Here is a 14265-nt window from a genome sequence, read left to right as displayed (position 1 = left end):
GCGGGGGGGGGCGCGGGGGTGGGTGGGTGGGGGCGGGCTCGGGGGGGGGTGGGGGCGGGGCCCCCCGCCACGTGGGGGGGGCCCCCCCGGGCCGGGGCGGCGGCGGGCCCCCCCGGCGGGGGGGGGTGCCGGGCGGCCGTCGTGGAGCGGGAGCTCCGTCAGCCCTGGCGGGCCTTGAAGCGGGGGTCCTTCTTGTTGATCACGTAGACCACGCCGCGTCGGCGGACCACCTGGGCGCCGGGCTTGGCCTTCAGTGAACGCAGGGACTTGCGTACCTTCATGGTGCTGTTCTCCTCGTGTCGGCCGCGGGGACGGTCAGCCGCGGGCGGCGGCGGTACGGCCGTAGCGGCGCTCGAAAAGCTCCACCCGGCCGGCGCTGTCCAGGACCCGCGCCTTCCCGGTGTAGAAGGGGTGCGACGCCGACGAGATCTCGACGTCGACCAGGGGGTAGGTGGTGCCGTCCTCCCACACGATCGTCCGGGACGAGTCGAGGGTGGAGCGGGTCAGGAACGTGGTGTCCGCGGCGCGGTCGCGGAAGACCACGAGCCGGGAGTCGGGGTGGATGCGGGGCTTCATGGGATTTCCTTCCTGGGGCGGTGGTGCGCTTCGCTTCGACGCGCCGTGCTGGGACGCTCCGCGCCTCAGCGCTCCTCGCGGAAGTCGACGTGCGTGCCGGCCACCGGGTCGTACTTGCGCAGGACCAGCCGGTCGGGGTCGTTCCGGCGGTTCTTGCGGGTCACATAGGTGACGCCGGTCCCGGCCGTCGACTTCAGCCTGACGACGGGACGCGCGGTGCTGCGTGCCATGAGGTTCTCCCTTCACCCACACCCGGACTTACTGAGCCGAGCATGTCAATCACGACCGGTCCAACAACGCCCCCCGCCGTCGCATTCCCGGGTCCGCGGGCCCCGCGCGGCTAGGGTCCTGGCATGGCTTCCGTGCGTGGGGTGCTCATCGACATCGACGGGGTGCTCACCGTGTCCTGGCGCCCGCTGCCCGGCACGGTCGAGGCTCTGCGAACAATCCGCGAGGCCGGTCTCGGTGTCGCGCTGGTGACCAACACGACCTCCCGGACCCGCGCCTCGATCGCGGACACGCTGGTGGCGGCGGGCTTCCCGGTGACCGCCGAGGACATCCTCACCGCGCCCGCCGCGACCGCCGTCCACCTGGCCGGGGCCCGGTGCGCGCTGCTCAACAGCGGGGACGTACGAGAGGACCTGGCCGGGGTGACTCTGGTGGCGGCGGACGACGACACGGTCGTACCGGATGTCGTCCTGCTCGGGGGTGCCGGGCCGGAATTCGGCTACCCGGCGCTGAACCGGGCGTTCGGGCAGCTGCAGCGGGGTGCCCGGCTCGTCGCCATGCACCGGAACCTGTACTGGCGCACCGAGGCGGGGCTGCAGCTGGACGCGGGCGCGTTCCTGGCGGGGCTGGAGGCCGCCGCCGGAGTCGAGGCCGAGGTCACCGGGAAGCCGGCGCGGGCCTTCTTCGAGGCGGCGCTGGGGCGCCTCGGGGTGGCTGCCGCCGAGGCGCTGATGATCGGGGACGACGTCGAGTCGGACGTGCTCGCGGCCCAGCGCCTCGGTATCACGGGCGTGCTGGTCCGGACGGGGAAGTTCCGGCCGGACACCCTGGAGCGGGCGAGCGGCGCCCCGGACCATGTGCTGGACTCGTTCGCGGGACTCCCCGGGCTGCTGGACCGGCTAGCGCAGGAGTAGCTGGAGCCCGCCCACGATCGTCGCGGCGATGACCAGCTGCTCGAACAGCCGCTGGTTGATCCGGGTCACCGCCCACTTGCCGAGGACGGCGCCGGGGACGACGAACACCACGAGCGCGGCGTCGAGCAGCAGCGAGTTGCCGTCGATCAGGCCGAGCCCGGCGCTGAAGGGGACCTTGGAGACGTTCACGATGAGGAAGAAGAACGCCGAGGTGCCCAGGAAGCCGAGCTTCCGGAAGCCCGCGGACAGCAGGTACATCGACATCACGGGGCCGCCCGCGTTGGCGACCATCGTGGTGAAGCCGCCGAGGACGCCGTAGGAACCGGCCTTCGCCCGGCCCGCCCGGGTGGTGACCGCGTCCGGGTCGTCGGGGCGCTCGGCCCCGCGCCGCCGCCAGAGGGTGACCCCGGCCATCAGCAGCAGGATCGCGCCGATCGAGGTCCGTACGACCGCGTCGTCGGCCCAGACCAGGAACACCGTGCCGATCACCACTCCGGCCGCGACCGCCGGGAACAGCCGCCACAGCGTGGGCCAGTGGGCGTGCCTGCGGTAGGTCGCGACGGCCAGCACGTCGCCCGCGATGAGCAGCGGGAGCAGCACGCCGGTGGAGGCGCGGGCCGGGAGGATCGCGGCGAAGACCGCGAGGCTGACGGTGTTGGCCCCGCTGACGGCGGTCTTCGAGAAGCCGACGAGCAGCGCGGCGAGTGCCAGGGCGGCGAACTCCCAGCCGGATATGTGCCAGAGCGTCATCGTGTTCATGCGGGGACCGATGCTATGTCCGGACAAGCCGAGGCGGTAAGTACCGTCTCGCTGGTTGGCCCGCGCACACGGGACACGACGAGCGAACTTTGTGTGAATTTGCCCGCATTTCAGAAGAGCGGCGGAGCCTCCGGGGCAACTCTCCGCCCCGGAGTGTCACTTGGACTGGTCCGGTACGTCCGTGGCGAGCGCCGCCGTGCGCAGGGCGGCGGCCACCCGGACGACCGCCTCGGCCGGCGGGTGCGGCAGCCGGGCCAGGAGCTGGCGCCGCTGTTCCTGGGGCCCGCCCCGGACGGGCAGGATCCGGACGCCCGGCGGCGCGGCGGCGGCGAGCGCGGGGGGCACGGTGGTCAGGCCGCAGCCGGCGGCGACGAGATGGAGCTTGGCCAGCCAGTCCCGGGCGATGTGCGCGATCTCCGGCCGCTCGTCCAGACCGGGCCACACGCCCATCAGCCGGTCCTCCCCGGAGGCGGAGCCGACGATCCAGCGCTGCCCGCGCAGATCGGCCACGTCCACGAAGTCGCCGCGGGCCAGGGGGTGGGCGGCCGGCAGGGCGAGGCACAGGGCGCGTTCGACGAGGGTCTGCAGCACCAGCGGCGGCGATTCGGCGTCGGGCGGCCGGAACGGCGGAGCCGAGGCGAGCAGGGCCAGGTCGAGGCTGCCGGCGCGCAGGGCGCGGACCAGTGCGGGGGTGGTGCCCTCGCGGCCGATGACCTGGAGTCCGGGGTCCGTCCGGCGCAGCGCGGTCAGGGCCCGGGGCACCAGGACGACACCGGCGGTGGGGAACCAGCCCAGCCGGACCGTCCCGCCCTCGGCGGGCAGCCCGGACAGCTCCCGCGCCGTCGCCTCGATCGCGTCGAGCACCACCGTCGCCCGCCGCAGGACCACGCGTCCGGCGGCCGTGAGCCGTACCCCGTCCCGCCGCCGCTCCAGCAGCTCGGCGCCCGCGGCCCGCTCGATCGCCGCGATCTGCCGGGACACCGCCGACTGGGTGTAGCCCAGCGCGGCGGCGGCCGCCGTGAAGGTGCCCTGTTCGGCCACCGCGCGGAAGACCCGCAGCGCGGTGAGGGACACGTCGTTGAAGTCCATGACGTTTACGCATACCAGATGTGCCGAACTTTCGTTGGACTCATGGATACGGGGTTCCTAGCGTTGTGGGCATGAAGACTTCCCACACCGCCCGCACTGCCCGCATCGCCCTCGTGACCGGCGCCAACCAGGGCCTCGGCCGCGCGCTCGTGGAGGGCCTCGCCGCCCGGCTGGACCCGGCCGACCTGGTCCTGCTGACCGGCCGCGACCAGCGGCGGGTGACGGACGCCGCCGCCGAGGTGTCCCGGCTGTCCGGCACCCGTGCCCGGGTCGAGGGCCACGTCCTGGACGTCACCGACACCGACGCCGTCGCCCGGCTCGCCGACGAGCTCCGCACCCGGCACGGCGGGGTGGACGTCGTCCTGTCCAACGCGGTCGCCCGGGTGCTGCCCGACGAGTCGCAGTCCGAGCGGGCCGACGAGTTCATCGACGTCTCCAACACCGCCACCCACGCGATCCTGCGCTCCTTAGGTCCCGTGCTGCGCCCCGGCGGCCGTCTCCTGGTCGTGGCCAGCTCGCTCGGCACCCTCGGCCATCTCGACCCCCGGCTGCACCACCTGTTCGACGGCGCGAGCCTCGACCAGGTCGAGTACGCCGTGGAGTCCTGGCGCAGCGCGATCCACCAGCGCACCGCCGCCGAGGCCGGCTGGCCGGTCTGGCTGAACGTGCCCTCGAAGGTGGCCCAGGTCGCCGCGGTCCGCGCGGTCGCCGCCGAACGCCGGGAACAGGACCTGGCGGCCGGCACCCTGATCGCCTCCGTCTGCCCGGGCATGGTCGACACCGCCACCTCCCGCCCCTGGTTCAGCGACTTCAGCCAGGCCCAGTCCCCCGCCGACGCCGCCCGCGCCGTCCTCGACCTGGTCTTCGCCGACGGCGTGGACCCCGCCCTCTACGGTGAACTGGTCCGCTTCGGCAAGCCGCTGCCCTGGCACGACGGCACGCCCCTGGTCGAACAGGACCGGCTGGTCAAGCCCTGAGCAGGCGTCTTTGGACGCGGCTCTCGGTCAAGCCCCGCCTAGACTGCGGGCGTGGATTACAGCGAAGTCGAGGCGGAGATTCTCGGGTTGATCGTCGCGGCCTCCGAGAGGGACGTGCGTGCCTTCGGGGAGGAGACGGTCACGCGCCTGGTGCGGCCGGAACTGCTCCAGGGTGCCGCCGAGGACGAACTCACCGACGACGCCCGGGCGGCACTGACGACCGCCTGCGCGAACGTTCTGACGATCAGCGCCGCCGAGCTGCACGACGCGCTCGCGGCGATCTACGACGGCATCCTGGTCGAGGACGATCTGGACGCCGGGGTCCTCACCGTCATCAGCGCGTTGGCGCACTGGCACAGCTACTTGGAGCAGAACCGGCGCGGCGAGCTCTACGAACTCGCCATCCGTTCCATCGAGGACGTCGACCACGAGGTGTCCGCGGATCTCGGGGACTTCCTCGCCACACCGCAGATGGCCGCCGAGTACGAGCGCATCCGCCGACTGCTGGACCCCGGCGCCGTTCAGTCCCCGGCCCGGATCAGCCCGCTCTCGTAGGCGAAGATCACCGCGTGGATACGGTCGCGGAGGCCGAGTTTGGTCAGGACGCGGCCGAGGTGGGTCTTGACGGTCGTCTCCCCGACGAAGAGGCGCTCGGCGATCTCGCCGTTGGCCAGCCCCCGGGCGACCAGGGCGAGGACTTCCCGTTCCCGCTCGGTGAGCGCGGCCAGCCGGCCGCGCTGGGCGGGCACGGGCCCGGGGGGCTGCAGGACGAAGCGTTCGACCAGGCGCCGGGTGAGTGAGGGCGCCACCATGACCTCGCCCCGCAGCACCGCCCGGACGGTCACCAGGATCTCCTCGGCGGGGGCGTCCTTGACCAGGAAGCCGTTCGCGCCGGCGCGCAGGGCGGCGTAGGCGTACTCGTCGAGGTCGAAGGTGGTGACGACGAGGATCTTCGGCGCGTGGGGCCGCGCGCAGAGGTGTTCGGTCGCGGCGAGCCCGTCCAGGCCGGGCATGCGTACGTCCATCAGGACGAGGTCGGGCTTCAGGGCGGCCACGCCCGTGATCGCCGCGTCGCCGTCGGCGGCCTCGCCCACGACGGTGAGATCGGGCTGGCTGTCGACGACCATGCGCAGGCCCATCCGGATCAGTTCCTGGTCGTCGCAGATCAGCACCCGGGACGAGGACGGGGTGGGGGTCGGGCCGGTCATGGGGTCGTCGTGGTGGGCTCGGGCTTGGTGGGCCGCAGGGAGGCGGTGACCCGGTAGCCCCCGTCGGGTGTGGGCCCGGCGTCGACGCTCCCGCCGTACAGGGCGGTGCGTTCGCGCATGCCGGCGACGCCGTGACCGCGGGAGGGCAGTCGGGCGGGGTGCTCCGGGACGGCCCGTCCTCCGGCCGAGTTCTCCACCCGGACGCGGACCAGCCGCCCGGGCCCCTCGGTACCGGTGTCGACCCGTACGCGGATCGCGGCGTCCGGCGGCGCGTGCTTGACGACGTTGGTGAGCGCCTCCTGCACGATGCGGTACGTGTGCACGGTGAGATCCGCCGGAAGGCCGCCTGGCTCTCCCCGCAGGTCCAGCCGGGCGCGCGTGCCGTGCGTATTGAGGCGCCCGACCAGCCGTCGCAGATCGGCCCAGAGGGACTCGCCGGCCCCACCGTTGCCGGGGCCGGGGCCCGGGTCACCGGCTGCGGCGTCCGCGTCGGGGGTGCGCAGCACCTCCAGCAGGCGGCGCAGTTCGTCCAGGGCGTCGCGGCCGGTCGCGCTGATGACGCCGAGAGTGCGGTCGACGACCGTGGGGTCGGTGTGCCGCATCAGCCTGCCGCCCTCGGCGTTCAGCACCATGACGCTCACGCTGTGCGCGAGGACGTCGTGGATCTCGCGGGCGATGCGCGCCCGCTCCTCGGCGACCGCGACCCGGGCCAGGGCCAGGCGCTCCGACTCGGCCAGCGCGGCCCGCCGCTCGAACTCGGCGACATAGGCGCGCCGGGCCCGGACGTACTCGCCGAACACCCAGGCCCCGGCCAGCAGAAGCCCCACCGCGAGCGGGGTGAGCCAGGCACCGCGGGCACCCGGGTCCCCGTAGTCCCGCTGCCAGGCGGGAATCCACAGCAGCACGCAGCCGGCGGTACAGAGCACCGTCGCCGCAGCGGCCCGGCGCAGGCCGCGTACGGTGAGGGTGGCCAGGACCGCGGCCAGGGCGACGGCGCCGCGTCCCGGTTCCTGTCCCCACACCTGTCCGAGGAACTGAGCCCAGAACCCGACCGTCACCAGGGCCGCGACGAGCACCGGCCGGCGGCGACGCCACAGCAGGGGCAGCACCAGGGCGGCGTACACGACCGCCTGTACCCAGACCGGCCGCCAGCCCGGCTGCGGGCGGATCACCGGGGGCACGGCAACCAGCACGACCAGCAGCAGGTCCGTCAGCCACGGATGTCCGCGCCGCAGCCGGGGAAGGGTCTCGATCAGCCGTCGCACCGCCTCACGCTACGGCCGGGGACCGCGCCCCGGCATCGTCCTGACGGGCGTCACCGGGTCCTCCCGCAGTCGTACGGACACCGGCCGGGGATACGACGTGCGGCCACCCGGGGCGTTTCCACCATGGCCGCATGTCGATCACCACCGAGTTCCTCAGACGGCCCCTCACGACCGGTGCCGTGGCGGCCAGTTCACGGCGGCTGGCGCACGCGATGACCGAGGGCATCGGCCTGGAACGGGCCCGGACCGTCGCCGAACTCGGCCCGGGGACCGGGGTGTTCACCGACGCGATCCTGGCCCGGCTCGCGCCCGGCGCACGGCTCGTCGCCATCGAACTCAATCCGGTCCTCGCCGCCCGGCTGTCGGCCGCCCGGCGCGACACACGGCTGACCGTGGTCCAGGGCTCGGCCGCCGAACTGGCCGCAGCGGTGGGCGAACCGGTCGACGCGGTGGTCTCCGGACTGCCCTGGACGGTCATGCCGCAGGACCGGCGCGGGCACATCCTGGACGCCGTGGCCGAAGTCCTCACGCCCGGCGGCCGGTTCACCACCTTCGCCTACCTGCACGCGGCCTGGACTCCGCCCGCCCGTCACCTCACCGCCGAACTGGCCTGCCGTTTCGACCGGTTGGAACGCTCGAGGACGGTGTGGGCGAACCTCCCGCCCGCCTTCGTGCACCGGGCCACCCGGCGGCCATGACCGCGACCACCCACCAGGGCCGACGCGCCCCGCCCGGGGCGGGGTGGAACGGCGTTCAGCAGGGGCACGAGGAATCAGATGCCGAGCACCCGGGCGATGGTGCGGAGCACCCCGTTGTCGTTGTTGGACGGGGCGAGGTGGCGGGCGCGGGCGATGACGTCCGGGTGGGCGTTGGCCATGGCGAAGGACCAGTCGGCGGCGTCGAGCATCTCCAGGTCGTTGAGGTAGTCGCCGAAGACCATGGTCTGGGCGGGGGTGATGCCCAGCTCGCGCTGGAGGCCGCGCAGGGCGGTGCCCTTGTTGGCGGTGCGGTTCATCACGTCGACCCAGTGCTCGCCGGAGACGACGACCTGGTGGGTGTCGGCGTAGGCGGCCAGCGCGGGGGCGGTGGTGCGGGCGGCGGGGCCGAAGTCGAAGAGGGCGATCTTGATGACGTCGTCGTCGACGGCGGTGAGGTCGTCGACGATGTGGTGTGTGACATAGTACTGCCGCACCTCCGCCAGGAACGCCTCGTCCCGCCGCTCCACATAGGCCCCCCGCTTCCCGCAGACCACCGCCCCCACGTCCACCCCGTCCGCGGCCAGGTGCCGTACGGTCCGGGCGAGGCCGGCGGCGACGGCCGGGGCCAGGACGTCCGAGCTGAGTTCGACGCCGTCGCGCACCACGTAGGTGCCGTTCTCCGCGATGAAGACCATGCCCTCGGCGACCTCGGCGAACTGCCGGGCCAGGGTGGCGTACTGACGGCCGCTGGCGGGGCTGAACAGCACCCCGCGGCGGCGCAGTTCGGCCAGCATCGGCCAGAGTCCCCCGGGGATGCGCTTCTCGTCGTCGAGGAGGGTGCCGTCCATGTCGGTGACGACGAGCCGGATGTCGGCGGGGCCGGAGGGGAGGTCGGGCGTGGCGAGGAGGGACGCGGGCGAGGCGGACATGTCCTGCTTCCGGTCGGGGACGGCATTCGTACACCAGTGTCCCTCATACGGCCGAGGGGCCCTGAATCAACCCATGCGAACCCTGCGACAACACGATCGTCCGACAGCACCATGCCGGCCAACGGCGTGGGGACCCGAGGAAGGGCGGCGGGCGTGGGGGACAGCGGGTCGGCGGAACTGACGGCGTCCGTGGCGCACAACGCTCGGGTGTGCTGGAGCCGGGGCCGGTGCCGTGCTCGCGGTGGCGCGCCGGGGCCGACTCCCCGGCGCCGGTGCCGCAGTTCGGCGCGGTCGCCGTGAAACCCTGACCGGGACGCGTGCATCCGAGCCCGTCGAGGAGGACGTCGTATGCCACCCCTGGTCGACCCCGTGCCCGGTGGGCGCACCGGCGATCACGCCCGGGCCCATGCCCTCGCCCACGAACTGTCCGCACAGGGTGTGCGCGGGATCGTGCTGGCCTATGTGGACACCGCCGGGATCTGCCGGGTGAAGACCGTTCCCTGGCAGCGGCTCCAGTCGGCGGTGGCGTGGGGCGTCGGGATGTCCCCGGTGTTCGACACCTTCCTGGCCAACGACACGATCGTGCGCACCGACGTGCTCGGCTCCCCCGACGGCGATCTGCGCCTCTACCCGGACCTGGACCGGCTGGTGGTGCTGGCCGCGCAGCCCGGCTGGGCGTGGGCGCCGGTCGACCGGATCACCCAGGAGGGCGACCGGCACCCCGGGTGCAGCCGCACCTTCCTGCGCCGGACCGTCGCCGACGCCGAGGCACGGCACGGCCTCACCTTCAAGGCGGGCGTCGAGATCGAGTGGTCGCTGGGCCGGGCCGCGGCACCCAACGACGAGTTCGCCCCGGCTACCACGGCTCCGGCGTACGGCGCCACCCGGCAGATCGAGCTGAGCGACTACACCGCCGACCTGCTCGCGGCCTTCGAGAAGCAGGAGGTGCCGGTCGCGCAGCTGCATCCCGAGTACGCCCCCGGCCAGTTCGAGCTCTCCACCGGCGCCCTGGACCCGGTGGCGGCGGCCGACCAGAGCGTGCTGGTGCGGCAGACCATCCGCGCGGTCTCGCACAAGTACGGACTGCGGCCCTCCTTCTCCCCGGCGGTCACCGAGCGCGGCGTCGGCAACGGCGGCCATCTCCACCTCTCCGTCTGGCGCCACGGCGTCAACCTGCACTCCGGGGGCGAGGGCCGGTACGGCATGACGGGCGAGGCCGAGTCGTTCGTGGCCGGGCTGCTGACGCGGCTGCCCGCGCTGACGGCGGTGACCGCGCCGAGCCCGGCCAGCTATCTGCGGCTCAAACCCTCCCAGTGGGCGGGGGTGTTCACCGCCTGGGGCCGGGAGACCCGCGAGACCGCGATCCGGATCGTCACCGGCACCAGTGGCCACCAGAGCCAGGACGCCAACCTGGAGGTCAAGCCGGTCGACCTGGCCGCCAACCCGTATCTGGCCCTGGGCTGCGTCATCGCCGCCGGACTCGACGGGATCGCCTCGGCCGCGCCGCTGCCCGAGGAGGTCGTCGACGACCCGGCCCGGCTGATCCCGGACGAGGCGGTGGCCCGGGGCGTACGACGGCTGCCGACCTCGCTCTCGCACGCCGTCGACGCGTTCCGCGAGGACGAGGTGCTGCGCACCGCGCTCGGCCCGGTCCTCGCCGACGCGGTGGTCGCCGTCCGCGAGGGCGAGACGGCGGCGGTGGCCGATCTCGACGACGCCGGGGTGGCGGCGGCCTACCGCTGGAAGTACTGATGACGGGACCGGTCCTGGACACCCTCGACGCGCTCCCCCTCGTCGACCACCACTGCCACGGCGCGGTCACCGCCGACCTCGACCCGGCGGCCTTCGAGTCGCTGCTGACCGAGGGCGAGGCCTGGCCGGGCGTGTCGCCGTTCGACAGCCCGGTCGGCCTGGCCGTACGACGGCACTGCGCACCCCTCCTCGACCTGCCCCGGCACGCCCCCGCCGCCGACTACCTGGCGCGCCGCGCCGAACTGGGCTGGCAGGAGGTCAACCGCCGGTTCCTGAGAGCCGCGCACACGGAGACGTTCTGCGTGGACACCGGTTACACCCCGCAGCCGGTCACCTCCCCCGCCGAACTCGCGGCGGCGGCCGACGCCACCGCGTACGAGGTGGTACGGCTGGAGAGCGTCGCCGAGGCGGTGGCCGCGCGGGGCATCGAGGCGGACGAGTACGCGGGCGCCTTCCGGGCGGCGGCCGAGGAGGCGGTACGGCGGCCGGGGGTGGTCGCGGTCAAGTCGGTGGCCGCCTACCGCACCGGCTTCGACCTGGACCCGGCCCGGCCGACGTACTCCGAGGTGACCCGGGCGGCCGCGCTGTGGGGCGCCCGCGGCGGCCGGCTCACCGACCCGGTGCTCATGCGCCACCTGCTGTGGACCGCCGTCGGCCTCGGGCTGCCGCTCCAACTCCACGCCGGTTTCGGCGACTCGGACCTGCGGCTGCACCGCGCGGACCCGGCCCTGCTCACCGACTGGCTGCGGCTGACCGTCGGCACCATCCCGGTGCTCCTGCTGCACTGCTGGCCCTTCCACCGCCAAGCCGCCTATCTGGCCGCGGTGTTCGAGCATGTGCACCTCGACGTCGGGCTCACCCTGCACCATGTGGGACCGGCCCGGGCGGCCGCCGTCCTGGCGGAGGCGATGGAGATCACCCCGTTCCGCAAACTGCTGTACAGCTCGGACGCCTATGGTGTGGCCGAGTTCCATCATCTCGGCGCGCTGTCCTTCCGGCAGGGGCTGGCCGGTCTGCTCCAGGACCGGGTGGACGCCGACGAGATGAGCCCGACCGACGCCGTGAGGATCGCCGCCTGGACAGGACGCGACAACGCCCGTCGCCTCTACGGACTTCCCGTATCGGACCCCGGCCGCGACTGAGCGCGCGCCCCACCCGGAAAGTATGATCAAGCAATGTCTGACATGACCGAAACCACGCCCGGTTGGCTCTCCTCCGACGAGCTGGAGATGGCTCGCGCCCGTATGCCGATCCTGTACGTGGAGGCCGTGCCCGTGCGCGTCGACGACAGCGGCGAAGTCACCAGCATCGGGCTGCTGCTCCGCATCGGCCCGGACGGCACGGTCAGCCGGACCCTCGTCTCCGGCCGCGTCCTGCACCACGAGCGGGTCCGCGACGCCCTGCTGCGCCACCTGGAGAAGGACCTCGGGCCGGTCGCGCTGCCCCGGGTGCCCGCCTCCCTGCAGCCGTTCACGGTGGCCGAGTACTTCCCTACGCTGGGTGTCACGCCGTACCACGACCCGCGTCAGCACGCGGTGTCGCTGGCCTACATCGTGCCGGTGACCGGTGACTGCCGGCCCCGGCAGGACGCCCTGGACCTGGTGTGGTTCAGCCCCCAGGAGGCGGTGTCCATGGCCGTGCAGGGCGAGATGCCCGGCGGTCACGGCGTGCTGCTGAAGCAGGCCCTGGCCCATGTGGGCGTCGTGGCCTAGGGGCAGGGCGCGGCACCGGCCCGGTCCCCGGTGCCGTCCGGGATGTCCTGCTCGGTCCAGATGCACTTGGCGTCGCGGAGGTAGCGGGCGCCCCAGCGCCGGGAGAGGGCGGCGACCAGCTGGAGGCCGCGGCCGCCCTCGTCGGTGTAGGTGGCCTGGCGGATGCGCGGGGTGCTGAGGCTGCCGTCGTAGACCTCGCAGGTCAGGATGCGGCTGCGCAGCAGCCGTAGCCGCATGGGGCCCTTGGCGTGCCGGATCACGTTGCCGACCAGCTCGCTCACCAGGAGTTCGGTGGTCATCGCGAGGTCGTCAAGGCCCCAGCGCGCAAGCTGGTCTCGAACGTGTTCGCGGGCCTGGCCGGCCGCGCGGGGGTCGTCGGGCAGGTCGAAAGAGGCGATGTCCGCGGTGGGCAGGGCCCGGGTGCGGGCGATGAGCAGGGCCGCGTCGTCGTTCGTCTCGCCCCGATCGGGAAGCAGGGCCGCCACGACCGAGTCGCACAGCTCCTCCAGACCACGCACTCCCTCGTCGAAGCGGGCCGGGCGCACGGCGGCCCCGGACAGCAGCCGTACCAGCCGGGCCAGCCCCTGGTCGGCGTCCTGGCCCGGGGACTCGATGAGCCCGTCGGTGCAGAGCACGACCAGGCTCCCGTCGGGCAGCGGCAGCTCGTGCGCGGTGAACGGCGGGGTGGCCGCGCCGAGCGGCGGGTCGGGGCTCAGGACGGGGCTGTGCACGGTGCCGTCGGCGCACACGAAGACCGGCGGCGGATGGCCGGCCAGGGAGTAGCAGCAGCTGCGGCCGACCGGGTCGTAGACGGCGTAGAGGCAGGTCGCGTAGAAGTCCTCGCCCAGGTCGCTGACCAGGTCGTTGAGGTGGCCCAGCAGTTCGTCCGGGGCCATGTCCAGGTCGGCGAGGGTGCGTACGGCGGTGCGCAGCCGGCCCATGGTGGCCGCCTCGGCGATGCCGTGGCCCATCACGTCGCCGACCACCAGGGCGACCCGGTCGGCGGAGAGCGGGATCACGTCGAACCAGTCGCCGCCGACCTGTTCGCCCCGGCCCGCCGGCAGGTAGCGCGCGGCGGCGACGGCGGCGGGCAGCCGGGGCAGTGTCCGGGGCAGCAGGGCGCTCTGCAGTTCCTGGGCGCGGGCGTGCTCCAGGTCGTACAGCCGGGCCCGTTCCAGCGCCTGGCCGACCAGGGCGCTGAGCGTGGTCAGCAGGGCACGGTCCTCGTCGCTGAAGGCGCGCGGCTGGTTGTACGAGAGGACCGAGACGCCGACGACGCGTCCGGAGGCGATCAGCGGCAGGAACGCCCACGCCATCTTCGGCGAGGTGCCCATCAGGATCTTGTCCGTGACGCCCGGATAGCGTGCGTAGATCTGCTGCGGCGACTCCAGGAACTGCGGCCGCCGCGTCCGCAGCACGTCGGTGACGGGCATGCCCGTGACCAGTGGGCCCTCGAAGCGCTTGAGGTAGTCCAGCGGGTATCCGACCTCGCCGACCCTGGTCAGCCGGCCGTCCTCGAACACGGCGACGATCAGCCCGTCGGCGCCGAACGGCGACAGGACGTGGTGGGCCACGGCCCGTACGACGTCCTGGACGGTCACCGCCTCGGCGAGGGCCGCGGTCAGCTCCACCGCCTTGGCCGTCCGCACCTGCTCGGGCCCGGGCTCCCGGCGCGGTGGGAGCCCGGCGGGGCGTTCCAGGTGCTCGGCGGCCCAGGCCGCCACCGCGTGCAGGAACGACAGCTGCAGGTCGTCCGGCCCGGCGCCCTCGGCCAGCAGCACCGAGAGCGTGCCGACCGGCCCCTCGGCACCGATGAGCGGCACCGCCACCGTGCCGGCCGCCCCCGTCCCGAGGTCGTCCCCGGCCGTCCGCACCGGCACGCCCCGCCGCAGCGCCCGGGACGGCGGCACGTCCTGCTCCTCCCCCAGCTCCGCCCAGGCCCCCGCTTCCTCTGCTCCGACCCCGTCCACCGCGACCAGGCTCAGCCTGCCCGCGCCGGGATCCCACCGGTGCAGCATCGCGCCCCGGCCCCCGACACTCGCCACCGCCTGCCGAAGCGCCAGCACCGGCGCCCCCGTCCCCGCGGCCGGGGACGGGTCGGATGCGGCCCCTTCCAGGCGGTTCGGGCACATAACCACAGGTTAACGCGGGAGATCGG

The 14265-nt window shown here is 73.8% G+C and carries 16 protein-coding genes and 1 pseudogene; 8 read left to right on the top strand and 9 right to left on the bottom strand.

Features of this window, described 5'->3' with window-relative positions:
• Positions 1-158 precede the first annotated feature (158 nt).
• From ykgO to rpmG, 3 genes are all read right to left on the bottom strand, one after another.
• Complete coding sequence (ykgO, locus tag ACGFZS_RS27300; protein ID WP_046728129.1) at positions 159-281, bottom strand: type B 50S ribosomal protein L36; 123 nt, start codon at positions 279-281, stop codon at positions 159-161.
• 34 nt (positions 282-315) lie between these two features.
• Positions 316-576: a type B 50S ribosomal protein L31 gene (locus tag ACGFZS_RS27295; protein WP_393797314.1), complete on the bottom strand. Its 261-nt coding sequence runs from the start codon at positions 574-576 to the stop codon at positions 316-318.
• A 65-nt stretch (positions 577-641) separates the two neighbouring features.
• Positions 642-806: a 50S ribosomal protein L33 gene (gene rpmG, locus ACGFZS_RS27290; protein WP_355714864.1), complete on the bottom strand. Its 165-nt coding sequence runs from the start codon at positions 804-806 to the stop codon at positions 642-644.
• Positions 807-929: 123 nt separating this feature from the next.
• On the opposite strand from rpmG, the gene ACGFZS_RS27285 reads away from it, so the two are divergent.
• Positions 930-1718 (top strand): HAD-IIA family hydrolase, encoded by a 789-nt coding sequence (locus ACGFZS_RS27285; protein ID WP_393797313.1) that lies wholly within the window; start codon positions 930-932, stop codon positions 1716-1718.
• Here the strand turns inward: ACGFZS_RS27285 and ACGFZS_RS27280 are convergent.
• Both ACGFZS_RS27280 and ACGFZS_RS27275 read right to left on the bottom strand, forming a co-directional pair.
• Positions 1704-2477 carry a sulfite exporter TauE/SafE family protein gene (locus tag ACGFZS_RS27280; protein ID WP_393797312.1) on the bottom strand — a complete coding sequence of 258 codons (774 nt, stop codon included), beginning with the start codon at positions 2475-2477 and terminating at the stop codon, positions 1704-1706. The genes ACGFZS_RS27285 and ACGFZS_RS27280 overlap by 15 nt on opposite strands.
• Positions 2478-2633: 156 nt before the next feature.
• The gene (locus tag ACGFZS_RS27275; RefSeq protein ID WP_393797311.1) at positions 2634-3566 is read right to left on the bottom strand and encodes a LysR family transcriptional regulator; all 933 of its coding nucleotides are present in this window, start codon (positions 3564-3566) and stop codon (positions 2634-2636) included.
• Between the two features lie 71 nt (positions 3567-3637).
• Here ACGFZS_RS27275 and ACGFZS_RS27270 point away from each other — a divergent pair, with 71 nt between their 5' ends.
• Together ACGFZS_RS27270 and ACGFZS_RS27265 are read left to right on the top strand one after the other, a co-directional pair.
• Positions 3638-4543, top strand: a complete 906-nt coding sequence (locus ACGFZS_RS27270) for an SDR family NAD(P)-dependent oxidoreductase (RefSeq protein ID WP_393797310.1) — start codon at positions 3638-3640, stop codon at positions 4541-4543.
• 51 nt (positions 4544-4594) lie between these two features.
• Positions 4595-5098 carry a hypothetical protein gene (locus tag ACGFZS_RS27265; RefSeq protein WP_393797309.1) on the top strand — a complete coding sequence of 168 codons (504 nt, stop codon included), beginning with the start codon at positions 4595-4597 and terminating at the stop codon, positions 5096-5098.
• On the opposite strand, the gene ACGFZS_RS27260 is transcribed toward ACGFZS_RS27265, so the two are convergent.
• Together ACGFZS_RS27260 and ACGFZS_RS27255 are read right to left on the bottom strand one after the other, a co-directional pair.
• Entirely contained in the window at positions 5065-5751 is a 687-nt protein-coding gene (locus tag ACGFZS_RS27260; RefSeq protein WP_393797308.1) for a response regulator, read from the bottom strand. The two genes, ACGFZS_RS27265 and ACGFZS_RS27260, sit on opposite strands and share 34 nt — an antisense overlap.
• A complete protein-coding gene (locus tag ACGFZS_RS27255) occupies positions 5748-7016 on the bottom strand; it encodes a sensor histidine kinase (protein WP_393797307.1) in 1269 nt (422 codons plus the stop codon). Before ACGFZS_RS27255 ends, ACGFZS_RS27260 begins: the two co-directional genes overlap by 4 nt.
• Before the next feature lie 131 nt (positions 7017-7147).
• Here ACGFZS_RS27255 and ACGFZS_RS27250 point away from each other — a divergent pair, with 131 nt between their 5' ends.
• Positions 7148-7714: a class I SAM-dependent methyltransferase gene (locus ACGFZS_RS27250; RefSeq protein WP_393797306.1), complete on the top strand. Its 567-nt coding sequence runs from the start codon at positions 7148-7150 to the stop codon at positions 7712-7714.
• 74 nt (positions 7715-7788) lie between these two features.
• On the opposite strand, the gene ACGFZS_RS27245 is transcribed toward ACGFZS_RS27250, so the two are convergent.
• Entirely contained in the window at positions 7789-8643 is an 855-nt protein-coding gene (locus tag ACGFZS_RS27245; RefSeq protein ID WP_393797305.1) for a Cof-type HAD-IIB family hydrolase, read from the bottom strand.
• 209 nt (positions 8644-8852) lie between these two features.
• Between ACGFZS_RS27245 and ACGFZS_RS27240 the strand changes: the two are divergent.
• The 4 genes and pseudogenes from ACGFZS_RS27240 to ACGFZS_RS27225 all read left to right on the top strand — a co-directional run.
• A pseudogene (locus tag ACGFZS_RS27240) lies at positions 8853-8951 on the top strand (SAM-dependent methyltransferase); the annotation flags it as partial.
• 40 nt (positions 8952-8991) lie between these two features.
• Positions 8992-10395 carry a glutamine synthetase gene (locus tag ACGFZS_RS27235; RefSeq protein ID WP_393797304.1) on the top strand — a complete coding sequence of 468 codons (1404 nt, stop codon included), beginning with the start codon at positions 8992-8994 and terminating at the stop codon, positions 10393-10395.
• Positions 10392-11537, top strand: coding sequence for an amidohydrolase family protein (locus ACGFZS_RS27230; RefSeq protein ID WP_393797374.1), 1146 nt, complete (start codon positions 10392-10394; stop codon positions 11535-11537). Before ACGFZS_RS27235 ends, ACGFZS_RS27230 begins: the two co-directional genes overlap by 4 nt.
• A 42-nt stretch (positions 11538-11579) precedes the next feature.
• Positions 11580-12107, top strand: coding sequence for an NUDIX hydrolase family protein (locus ACGFZS_RS27225; RefSeq protein ID WP_393662208.1), 528 nt, complete (start codon positions 11580-11582; stop codon positions 12105-12107).
• Here the strand turns inward: ACGFZS_RS27225 and ACGFZS_RS27220 are convergent.
• The gene (locus ACGFZS_RS27220) at positions 12104-14239 is read right to left on the bottom strand and encodes a SpoIIE family protein phosphatase (protein WP_393797303.1); all 2136 of its coding nucleotides are present in this window, start codon (positions 14237-14239) and stop codon (positions 12104-12106) included. The genes ACGFZS_RS27225 and ACGFZS_RS27220 overlap by 4 nt on opposite strands.
• Between the last annotated feature and the right edge of the window lie 26 nt (positions 14240-14265).

This window comes from Streptomyces sp. NPDC048288, from assembly GCF_043201555.1.
Taxonomy (GTDB): domain Bacteria; phylum Actinomycetota; class Actinomycetes; order Streptomycetales; family Streptomycetaceae; genus Streptomyces.
This window is presented reverse-complemented; position numbering and strand designations above follow the sequence as displayed.